Origin of the sequence: Paraflavitalea soli, from assembly GCF_003555545.1 — a bacterium.
In the GTDB taxonomy this organism is placed as follows: Bacteria; Bacteroidota; Bacteroidia; order Chitinophagales; family Chitinophagaceae; genus Paraflavitalea; species Paraflavitalea soli.
The window spans coordinates 2,306,750-2,317,720 of sequence record NZ_CP032157.1; the positions used below are offsets into that span (position 1 = coordinate 2,306,750).

Annotated in this window: 11 protein-coding genes; 3 read left to right on the forward strand and 8 right to left on the reverse strand. The window is 47.9% G+C overall.

What is annotated here, in order from left to right; translation table 11 throughout:
* Window positions 1-18 precede the first annotated feature (18 nt).
* Window positions 19-192: a cbb3-type cytochrome oxidase assembly protein CcoS gene (gene ccoS, locus D3H65_RS08565; protein WP_119049917.1), complete on the reverse strand. Its 174-nt coding sequence runs from the start codon at window positions 190-192 to the stop codon at window positions 19-21.
* 135 nt (window positions 193-327) lie between these two features.
* Window positions 328-2,721, reverse strand: a complete 2,394-nt coding sequence (locus D3H65_RS08570) for a heavy metal translocating P-type ATPase (RefSeq protein WP_119049918.1) — start codon at window positions 2,719-2,721, stop codon at window positions 328-330.
* Window positions 2,722-2,873: 152 nt separating this feature from the next.
* Between D3H65_RS08570 and D3H65_RS08575 the strand changes: the two genes are divergently transcribed.
* Window positions 2,874-3,932, forward strand: a complete 1,059-nt coding sequence (locus D3H65_RS08575) for a response regulator (RefSeq protein WP_119054436.1) — start codon at window positions 2,874-2,876, stop codon at window positions 3,930-3,932.
* On the opposite strand, the gene D3H65_RS08580 is transcribed toward D3H65_RS08575, so the two are convergent.
* Window positions 3,929-4,345, reverse strand: coding sequence for a hypothetical protein (locus tag D3H65_RS08580; RefSeq protein WP_162915495.1), 417 nt, complete (start codon window positions 4,343-4,345; stop codon window positions 3,929-3,931). The two genes, D3H65_RS08575 and D3H65_RS08580, sit on opposite strands and share 4 nt — an antisense overlap.
* A gap of 219 nt (window positions 4,346-4,564) precedes the next feature.
* On the opposite strand from D3H65_RS08580, the gene D3H65_RS08585 reads away from it, so the two are divergent.
* Window positions 4,565-5,848 (forward strand): acetyl-CoA hydrolase/transferase family protein, encoded by a 1,284-nt coding sequence (locus D3H65_RS08585; RefSeq protein WP_119049920.1) that lies wholly within the window; start codon window positions 4,565-4,567, stop codon window positions 5,846-5,848.
* Between the two features lie 26 nt (window positions 5,849-5,874).
* Here the strand turns inward: D3H65_RS08585 and D3H65_RS08590 are convergent, their stop codons facing one another.
* On the reverse strand, window positions 5,875-6,831 hold the full coding sequence (locus D3H65_RS08590; RefSeq protein ID WP_119049921.1) for a 1-phosphofructokinase family hexose kinase: 957 nt from the start codon (window positions 6,829-6,831) through the stop codon (window positions 5,875-5,877).
* 141 nt (window positions 6,832-6,972) lie between these two features.
* Here D3H65_RS08590 and D3H65_RS08595 point away from each other — a divergent pair, with 141 nt between their 5' ends.
* On the forward strand, window positions 6,973-8,013 hold the full coding sequence (locus D3H65_RS08595) for a zinc-dependent alcohol dehydrogenase family protein (protein WP_119049922.1): 1,041 nt from the start codon (window positions 6,973-6,975) through the stop codon (window positions 8,011-8,013).
* A 121-nt stretch (window positions 8,014-8,134) separates the two neighbouring features.
* On the opposite strand, the gene D3H65_RS08600 is transcribed toward D3H65_RS08595, so the two are convergent.
* From D3H65_RS08600 to D3H65_RS08615, 4 genes are read right to left on the reverse strand one after another with little or no spacing between them, the layout of a single operon-like run.
* Entirely contained in the window at window positions 8,135-9,325 is a 1,191-nt protein-coding gene (locus D3H65_RS08600; RefSeq protein WP_119049923.1) for a DUF3570 domain-containing protein, read from the reverse strand.
* A gap of 31 nt (window positions 9,326-9,356) precedes the next feature.
* The gene (locus D3H65_RS08605) at window positions 9,357-9,575 is read right to left on the reverse strand and encodes a DUF4266 domain-containing protein (protein ID WP_119049924.1); all 219 of its coding nucleotides are present in this window, start codon (window positions 9,573-9,575) and stop codon (window positions 9,357-9,359) included.
* A complete protein-coding gene (locus tag D3H65_RS08610; protein WP_119049925.1) occupies window positions 9,572-10,519 on the reverse strand; it encodes an FAD:protein FMN transferase in 948 nt (315 codons plus the stop codon). Before D3H65_RS08610 ends, D3H65_RS08605 begins: the two co-directional genes overlap by 4 nt.
* Window positions 10,503-10,943: a thioredoxin family protein gene (locus D3H65_RS08615; protein ID WP_119049926.1), complete on the reverse strand. Its 441-nt coding sequence runs from the start codon at window positions 10,941-10,943 to the stop codon at window positions 10,503-10,505. The genes D3H65_RS08610 and D3H65_RS08615 overlap by 17 nt, the downstream gene beginning before the upstream one ends.
* Window positions 10,944-10,971: the final 28 nt, after the last annotated feature.

A 10,971-nucleotide genomic window follows, 5' to 3' on the forward strand; every position in this document is an offset into this window, starting at 1 on the left:
TGTGATTGTTTACGGTTCTTATTGGGTATCTACAGTAGTAGTGTCATCACCTGGCTTATCATCAAACAATATTCTCACCGGAGGAGAAAACTCATCATCATATTGCTTGTTCTTTACACTCCAGATAAACCCGGCCAGGAACAGGGCCGATACGGATATGCTGGCGCCCAGCAGAATGATAATTACTGTCATAAAACATTTGTTAACGGGTCAAAACTATTTAAGTCTGTACACGACAATGCTGATGTGGCTTATTGCGCCACCTGATTTTGATCAGGTGTAAAAATGACAAAGGGTGAACCGCCCTCAGCGGGCGCCCACCCTTTGTTACAGATCCAGTTGATTGGCCACCAGTCTGCTGCTGCCAAAAGTGACCAGCAGGATACTGAGACTGCTGGCAGGCATCAGGATTGCAGCGATCAGGGGAGAAAGCGTTCCCTGTACGGCAAAGTACAGACCGATCACATTGTAAACAATCGACAGAAAGAAACTGGCCATGATAATATAACGGTTGGCCTTGCACAAACGGATGAACTTAGGAAGCTTTGACAATTGCGCCGCTTCCAGGATGGCATCACTGGCCGGGGTAAAGTTGTTGGTATCTTCCGTCAGTGCAATGCCAGCATCGGCCTGGCGCAAAGCGCCTGCATCATTCAGGCCGTCGCCTATTACCATCACCCGCTTGCCCATCTTTTGTAATTGCTCCACGTGACGCAGTTTATCTTCGGGTCTTTGATTGAACAGCAAAGTGCTATTGTGAGCAAACAGCCTGCGCAGATTTTTCTCTTCCCGGTTGTTATCGCCGCTTACCAGGGAGAGCCGGTAGTGCTTCCTCAGTTTTTTGACCAGTTCAGGCACTTCATCACGGTAATGACTGGTAAATACAAAACATCCCTTGGATGCATAGTTCCAGTTGATGTACACACGGCTGCCTCCTGTATTGGACGGATGGACGTTCTTTGCATAGAAGGCGCTGCCCAATTGAATGAGCGTATCATTCACTATGCCAGCAACACCTTCGCCCGGTATTTCCCGGAATGCTTCCACCTGAAGGGAAGGATCATGGGGAAGCCAGCTGCACAAAGCACGTGTAAGGGGATGATTGGTTTGCGCAGCAACTGCGGCGATCATTTTCAACTGATCGTTGGAAAGCCTTTCGCCTTCATAGCCCACATTCATATCCTGCACTGTAGTAAGTGTGCCCGTTTTATCAAATACAATATGATCAGCTTTGGCAATGTCTTCAATAACCTGGGCATCCCGCAGGTAAAATTGGTTGCGGCCAAGAATACGCAGGATATTACCCTGTGTAAAAGTGCCCGACAGGAGCAGCGCGCAGGGGCAGGCCACGATCAACATGGCAGTAACGGCGTTGGCAATTCTGGAGGGGTCGTTGATCCACCAATAGAGGGCGGCAATAGCAGCCAGGCCAAACAATACATAAGTAAAATAACGGCTGATGAGGTGCACAAAAGACGACTGCTCTTTAGGTTGCTTCCGGCGCAAAGCGTCCTGGTTCCATAGCCTTGTTAAATAACTCTGCGCCACTTCCCTTGTCACCAGCACTTCGATGGTACCGCCTTTTTGCCGCCCGCCCGCATATACGATCTCTCCCATATCCTTGGGTATGGCCATCGACTCGCCGGTCACAAAACTGTAATCGATCAGTGCGTTGCCTCTTGTCAGAATACCATCTGCCGGAATGAGCTCTTCACTGTGAATACGCAGGGTATCGCCCGGCTTAACGACAGGCAGCGCTACCGCCATTTCACGGTCATCGGCTACTACCGTCACCGATATGGGGAAATAGGAAGTATAATCCCGTTCGAATGAAAGTTGACGGTAGGTTTTGTCCTGTAATACTTTTCCTGCGAGCATAAAAAATACAATGCCCGTCATAGAATCGAAATACCCCCCGCCGGTGCCGGACAACACTTCATAAAGACTCCTGCCAAAAGTGATGAAGATAGCCAATACAATGGGGGCATCGATGTTGAGAAAACGGTGGCGCAGGCTCTTCCATGCCGATTCATAAAAAGGAATGGCGCTATACAGCACGACGGGCAAGGCCAGTACAAGGTTCAACATACGAAAAATACCCTGTAGGTGTTGCTCGGAAGCAGCCAGGCCAAAATATTCCGGGAAGCTAAGCAACATGATATTGGCAAAGGAAAAGCCCGCCACCCCCAGTTGCTTAATATATTTTTTGTCCTGCGGCGGTCTCGCCCCGTTCAGGTCCGCCAGGCTGATATAGGGTTCATAGCCGATCTGCGTCAGCAATTCTGCGATCCTCCGCAAGCTTACTACCTGGTGGTTGATATCTATTTGGATCTCTTTACGGGTAAAATTGACGCGGGCCGCCAGCACACCCGGCTGTAATTTATGCAGGTGTTCCAGCAGGTACAAGCAGGAACTGCAATGGATATGCGGCAGGTAGAAAGTGACCCTGGTTTGCTCATTGTTCTGAAAACTAATAAGCTTCTGTATGATCCGGCTATCGTCGAGGAAGGCGAACTTATCTTTCCGTACGGGAATTTGTTGGGAAGCGCCAGGCTGCCGGTTCAGGGCATAATAATCGCATAGGCCCTGCTGATTGATCAGCTGGTAAACCGATCTGCAGCCTGCGCAGCAGAAATGGACGCCGGCAAGGCTGATGCCCTCATCCGGGCATTCTTCGCCGCAATGCGCGCACTGCAACCCCGTATGGTTCGTTGGTAACATAGTAGTAAATGATCGCCGAAATTAGATGCTCCCATCCACCGGTCTGCTGAGAGGCGTCAAAGCCGCACATGATTTTAATCAGTTCTGCGGGTTTTAGCAGGAAAATATTTACTATTGCAGTGGTAAATCATTCGGTAACCAAATCTTTCCACATGCAATCCCTGCTCATAATTGACGACCACGATGATATCCGCGAAAACATTGCAGAGATCCTTTCGCTGGCTGGCTATAAAACATTTAGCGCGGAGAATGGGAAAAAAGGAGTGGAAAAAGCACTACAGGAAAAGCCAGACCTCATTATTTGCGACATTATGATGCCTGAATTGGATGGATACGGTGTATTGCACCTGCTACGCAAAAATCCTGAAACGGAATTCATTCCTTTTATTTTCCTCACCGCTAAAACGGAAAGGTCGGATTTTCGTAAAGGCATGGAAATGGGCGCCGATGATTATATTACCAAGCCTTTTGATGATATTGAGTTACTCAACGCTGTGGAAATCCGCCTGAAAAAATCAACGATCCTGCAGAAGAAATATGCCACCGGAGAACAAGGCGCCACCGCCATGATCAATGACCTGCGGCAGTCGGGCCTGTTGAAAATGCAACTGGATAATTATGAAGCCTACAACAGTGCTAAAAAAACAACCTTGTATGCAGAAGGAAAAAGGCCCAAATACCTGTTTTATCTTAAATCGGGGAAAGTAAAAGTATATAGGCAGCATGAAGACGGTAAAGAATATATCGTGAACTTATATACCGCCGGAGACTTTATCGGTTACCTGCCTTTGCTGGAAAATAAGTCCTACGAGGATGCTGCCGAAATAATGGAAGAGGCCGAAATAATACAAATACCCCGGGAAGACTTTTTACAGACAGTTTACAACGATATGAGTATCGCCGGCCGCTTTATTAAACTGATCGCCCAAAATGTACAAGATAAAGAAGAGCGCCTGCTGAACCTGGCCTATGGCTCCCTGCGCAAACGGGTGGCAAAAGCCCTGGTGGATATCCATCAGAAATTCAACAAAGAGGCAGCCGATAAAAGTCCGATCAATATTTCCCGTGATGACCTGGCTCATTATGTAGGGACAGCTACGGAATCACTGATCCGGACCCTGAGTGATTTTAAATCTGAAAAGCTTATTGAGATCAAAGAAGGTAAGATCTTTATCACCAACCTGGAGAAACTAAAAAACCTGCTTTACTAAGGCCTTGTTCTGTCTTCATTTTGATCGTCACCCTGGTTTATCCGTACACCCGGCGCGAGGGATATTTCCATACCATGCTCATTCTGCTGTTTCAATGTCCAGCCATCCGTAATGGTGGTTTCCAGCCACAGCGTACCGCTTTTACGGAATACCTGCAGATGCAGGCCTAACCGGTCTTCAAAGAATTTTTCCAACTCCTGTACTGTCATATTTTCGGATATAATGATCTGTTCGGGCAAATTGGAGCCCAGATCATCCAGGTATAGAAATGGCGGCAATTTTTCCTGCTTTGGTGAACCGCCCTGGTAACTGTGCTTATGCTTAAACAATTCAAGCCTTAAAAAAGGGAACAACAGGTTAAATTCCCGCTGCACATCAATTACCTGGCTCCTGCTGTTTATTGGGATAATCATATACATTTTTTTACTTTTATACTACTGCCTTTCCAGACATGCTATAATAACAAAGCTACCGGTTGGAAAAGGCGCCGCAAATGATGTAAGAACGGGTTCCACCTGATCTTAATCATACCGGCAGCCTGCTTGACAGGGATCATAACCCGCTGTGACTGTTGTCAATACATGGTAGCTTTGTAATGGATAACTTTACGCTCTTTATCAACCTATTAGCACATGCACAACGGAAAACTTGTTACGCCGGCAGAAGCAGTTCAGTTGGTGAATTCCGGCAACCGGGTTTTTATTCATGGCGGGGCGGCCACACCTGTTTGCCTCGTAAAAGCGTTGCAGGAACGATATAGCCAGCTGCAGGAAGTAGAGTTGGTGAGCATTACGAATATGGGAGATATTGATTTCGACAAACCGGAATTCAGCAACCATTTTTTCTTCAATTCCCTTTTTGTTTCCGCCAATACCAGGGATGTTGTCAATAGCCACGATGGCGACTATGTACCCATCTTCCTGAGCCAGATACCGCAATTGTTCAGAAAAAACATTTTACCCATCGATGTAGCACTGGTACAGGTATCACCTCCCGACACCCATGGCTATTGTTCACTGGGTACTTCCGTAGATGTAGCCCTGGCAGCAGTGGACACAGCCAAAATAGTGATAGCACAGGTCAACCCACGCATGCCTCGTACCCATGGCGATGGGTTCATTCATGTTGACAAATTCCACGCCCTGGTGTGGCATGAAAGTGAGTTGCCCGAAGTGAACTATGCCGCCAAAACAAATACAGTAGTAAAGGAGATCGGTAAACAGGTAGCTGCGCTGATCGACAATGGCGCTACCCTGCAATTGGGGATCGGCGGTATTCCAGACCAGGTATTGCAAAACCTTACCGGCCATTCCAATCTTGGCTTACATACTGAAATGCTATCGGATGGAGTGATCCCCTTGATAGAGAAAGGCATTATCAACAATTCACAGAAGAAACTGAATACCGGTCGGTCAGTCACAGGCTTTTTATCTGGTACACGCAAGCTGTATGACTTTGTGCATGACAATCCCGCCATCCGCGTAATGGATATCGCTTATGTCAATGATACCAGTATTATCAGGCAGAACCCGAAAGCAACGGCCATCAACAGCGCCATTGAAATAGACCTTACCGGGCAGGTATGTGCCGACTCGATTGGTACTTTCCAGTTCTCCGGCATTGGCGGGCAAATGGATTTCATTCGCGGGGCTTCCCTTTCAGAAGAAGGAAAACCCATTATTGCCCTTCCCTCCACTACTACTAAAGGGGAATCGCGCATTGTGCCTTACCTCAAACAAGGAGCAGGTGTGGTGACCACGCGGGGCCATATCCATTGGGTGGTGACAGAATACGGAGCGGTGGACCTGTTTGGCAAAAACCTGAAACAAAGGGGAAAGGCCCTGATCAGCCTGGCGCATCCCCACCATCGTGAAGAACTGGAGCGCAGTTTTTTTGAACGCTATAAATGTTGTTAAACGGCTTGCAGGAAAGGCTCGCCTGATCAATCCGGGCAGGCAGCCGTTGCCAATGGGAAGATTTGTATTTCATTGTAGAGCATACCTGCATCCTCCGGTTTACATAAACTGGTGCCTGGGTTCATAATGGCCGCAGTACCACAGGCTACGCCCATCCTTAAAGCTTCCTGCATGGTTTTTCCCTGACTAAGGCTGTAAACGATACCTCCCACCATACTATCGCCCGCACCTACGCTGCTTTGGGGTTTAATAATGGGGGGAATAGCCCGGTAACATTCATCAGCCGTTACCAGTATGGCGCCCCTGGCATCCATTGACACCACCACTATGCTGCAATGCCCACTGGTAATCAAATGGTGCGCTTCTTCCCTCACCTGGTATTCATTCAATTCTTTCTTTCCACTCAGTTCTGCCAACTCCGACAAGTTCGGCTTAATCAACCAGGCCCCTACCCTTACCGCCATTTGCAAGGTCTCTCCGGCGGCATCAACTATCAACTTCGCCTGCTTTTCCCGGGCAATGGAAGCGATCTGCCGGAAAAGGTCGCGGGGCGCATTATCCTGGATGCTGCCGCTAACTATGATGAAGGCGGCGTCCTCTGTTCCGCTGATCACCCGCAGGCAGGCCTGCCACTCCTGCAGAGTGAGGGGTTCGCCCGGCATACCCAGCCGATATTGCTTATGCGTGCCCGTTTCTGTAAGCATGATGTTCTCCCGTATGGGATGCGTAGTGGGTATTGTCAATGTCGTTACTACTTCTTTCTTCAATAGTTCGTCCAGCAGCACGCCGGTAGAACCGCCCGACGGGTAAATTGCCGTGACAGGAAGCCCCAGCCTTTTGATCACCCGGGCCACATTGATACCCCCGCCGCCTGGTTGAAGCTGCTCAACAGTACAATGTAGTTTTTTATCGGGTATCAGTGCCGGTACGGATATGCTTTTGTCAATACAGGGATTGAATGTGATAGTTATTATAGAAGACATAAAACTTATTGATACTTACAAGGTAAATGCTGCTACCAAAAGATCTCCTGACAACAATCAGTTACGGGCATGATCCTCGTATTATATAGGGCCTATACAAGCCAGTAGCTTTACACAATATTCAATACAATCTTACAGCATATGAAAGCATTAGTTTACCACGGCCCGGGCCAGAAAGCCTGGGAGGAAAAGCCCCGGCCAACAATTACAGAGCCTACCGATGCCATCATAAAAATGTATAAGACCACCATCTGCGGCACAGACCTGCATATCCTCAAAGGAGATGTGCCGGCAGTGACAGATGGACGTATACTCGGTCATGAAGGTGTGGGTATCGTTGAAGAAACAGGTAGCGCAGTCACCAGTTTTAAAAAAGGCGATCATGTGCTGATCTCCTGTATTTCCTCCTGCGGTAAATGCAGGTATTGCAAAAAAGGCATGTACTCACATTGCGAAAAAGGAGGCTGGATATTAGGGCATTTGATCGATGGCACCCAGGCAGAATATGTGCGTATCCCTTTTGCAGACAATAGCCTTTACCATATACCCGCTAATGCCGATGAAGAGGCCCTTGTAATGCTGAGCGATATACTGCCCACCGGTTTTGAATGTGGTGTGCTCAATGGAAAAATACAGCCCGGCAACACCGTGGCTATCGTAGGAGCCGGCCCCATTGGCCTGGCGGCTTTACTCACTGCACAGTTCTATTCACCTGCTAAGATCATTATGATCGACCCGGATGATAACCGCCTTGAAACAGCAAAGCGTTTCGGCGCCACAGCCATCATCAACAACAGCAAGCAAAATGCTATTGAGGCAGTAAAACAACTTACCAATAATATTGGCGTTGATACAGCTATTGAAGCAGTAGGCATACCCGCTACTTTTGAACTTTGCCAATCATTGGTAGGTCCCGGCGGTACCATTGCCAACATCGGTGTACATGGTAAAAGTGTAGAACTGCACCTGGAAACCCTGTGGGCGCACAATATCACCATTACTACCCGCTTGGTGGACACTGTTACCACGCCTTTGCTGCTGGAAACAGTGCAATCTAAAAAACTCGATCCACAGCAATTGATCACCCACCGGTTCAAATTAAGTGACATTATCAATGCTTATGAGACCTTTCAACATGCCGCTAAAGAAAAAGCCTTGAAAGTGATCCTTACCAATGAGTGAGGCCCGGATAAATATACAATAAACAGGGAATTGCCTGGCGGCAAAGCCTGCATCATAAAGAATGGCGGAGTCTTACCCGTTGTAAGCCCCCGCCATCTTTTTTTCTGCTAAAGCCGTTCTTCTACTTAAACCTTATATTCAGCGATATGCTATTAGCATTCAGATCATTGCTTCTTGTATAATGTCCATAGCGCAACTCCAGCATATTGAAGTGCTGCATGCCGAATACGCCTTTGGGAGGCGCCAGGCGGATGCCTGCTCCCAGGAAATTACTGTTGAACTTCGACAGGTCGTAATTACTGGTATAATAAGTATCAGAACCCGTGTGTTGTCCATAGGGCGCAAAATACTTAACAGCCGACTGATTATAGAACCGGTAAAAAGGGCTGACAGAAAGGAAGGGAGTGATCTTCACCGGTACTTCTATATTGGCTGTATGCGAGGTGATACCCCAGTCATCCTTATAAAAACGATAGTAGGTCCTGATGATGATGCGGTCACCTAAAAAGTAATTGGCCCTGAAGCCAAGAGGAATCTTAAAACGACTATCGGGCAATTTCTCCTGGTGCACCGTGCCATCATTGAAATACACCCGGTAAAAAGGCAGGCTCAGAAAGCCTTGTTGGTGCACCAGGTCAGCCAGCAACATTACCTGCAGGTTTTTGTTGATGACCTGCGACCAGGACAGTGATCCGGCAATGGTGGTGCGGTTATCACTCCCATAGCTATTCTCGTCACTGCCGCCGCCGGGCCTTAATTCTGTGGGCGTCACCAGTTTTACCTGGTCAAAGTATCCCTGCAGCCGGGCGGAAAACTCCCCGTTCCTGTCCCTGGTCTTTTTAGCAAACCCCACATTCACTCCGAAGGACTGGTAATCAAATTCGGAAGACGAAGAAGCCCCCAGGCTAAAAGTGGTGCCTTTTTTTTCATTCTCTACACTCCAGGTAAGTGAAGGATAGATACGGGTATCGGAATAAGAAGCCGATGAATTGGCTTTCAGATCCACTTTATCGGAGGAGGCCGATGAATAATGATCGATACCTACTTCCAGACCAAATGTGTGTTTACGCAGTTTACGATCGTACTTAGACAACTTAATATCAAATACATTGGCGATATCTGTTAGCTTTTGTGTACCAATACCGCCGGTCACAGCGGCATGATCGCCTGTTTGTCCGTAGTAGCTGGACACCAGGTTTATTTCTTCTATCTTCAGTTTCCTGGCCTCAAACCCCGTAGTATCAGGCGCCTGCTGTGTGTATCCTTTCAGCAGGGCAAGTATTCCCAGGACCGTTAAAAACACCTGTTTCATATTATAACTTTGATCATTAAATAAGGTTAACTCAATTACAGCCGCAGCCGCCGCCACTTTTACCGGCATTGGCGCCGGAAGCCCCCTCCCGGTAGGATTGGAAATTAAGTTCCGTTTTCTCCACTTTCCGGTTGCCCAGCGTCATCTCTGCATCATTGAGTTTATTTTTCTGGTACTCCTTTACAGTAGTACAGGAGGCCGCTACTATTACCAGTGCCGCCAGTGCGATTATACTTTTTGTGTTGCTCATTCTAAATGGGTGTTTTTTGAAGAATAGATCTTATTGTGATCGTCCACGATAATACAACCCAGGTAATCGATCTGGTCAATGAGGTGAAGGCCCGCCTTCACACCCATTACCATTACCGGGGTCGCCATAGCATCCGCGATCTCTGCATAGGGACTGATGATGGTAACGCTTTTAATGCCCGATACCGGCATCCCGGTTTTGGGGTTGATGGTATGCGAATATTTCCTGCCATCTATCAATACATACTTTTCATAATTGCCCGAAGTGGCAATGGCCAGGTTGGAAATATTGAGCCAGGAAAAAGCCGACCGCGCATCATCAGGATGGGCTATGCCGATGGTCCAGGGCTTATTATCGGCCTGTGTGCCCCAGGTGATCAGATCGCCTGACGCATTTACAATGCCGCTTTGTACCCCTTCTTTCACCAGTAATGCTTTGGCCATATCGGCTGCATACCCTTTACCAATGCCACCAAACCCTATGCGCATGCCTTTCTCTTTCAGTAACACAGTGCCCGCGGCTTCGTCGAGCAATACATTCCGGTAATTGATGAGCTTTACCGCCGCCCTGGCAATAAGAGGATCAGGCAACTGCTTCATATTCCTGTCAAAGTTCCACAGGCGCTTATCTACAGAACCGTAAGTAATATCAAAAGCGCCATCAGTAACCGCGGAGATCTTCAATGACCTTTTGATCAGGGCGAATACTTCCGGGTCCACTTTTACAGGACTTATACCCGCCTGTTGATTCACCTGGTTGGTTTGACTGTTCTCATCAAAGGTGGTCAGCAGCCTTTCGATGCGCCTGATCTCAGCAATAGCCATCGCTATTTTTTCACGCGCCCAGGCTTCCGCTGGAGCCACTACAGTGATTTCAAAGTGGTTGCCCATCAGCCGTTCCGATTGCTTATACTCTACCAGCGCTGTATCAGTGACTATGGCCATCGCAAAGGGTTTTAACCTGTTCTACAAATTGGTTGCCATCTGTTGGAAGGCCGTCCCATGACCTAACCACCTTCCCTTCTGCCGTGAGCAGCAGGGTGAAAGGGAATTTGCCCTGCGGATTGTATTGATCCGCCAGTGCTTCATTGTGCTTTTGCTGCTCTTTGGGCAACTGGTTCTTTTTATTACGGGGAAAATCTGCGTTGACCAATACCAATACGCTGTCTGCCATTTGCGAAAAGGCATTCCCGTCAAATATTTCTTTTCGTAACCGGATACAGGGACCACACCAGTCGGAGCCGGAAAAATTCAACAGGATCAACCGGTCTTTTTCCTTAGCGATCTTCTTCGCCGATTCAAAATCCGTTTGCCACGCGGCAGGCGACAGGCCCATGCCGGTGAGCAACATAAGAAAAACAAGTTTCATGATGTATTAATTTAGATCAAATCAGGTC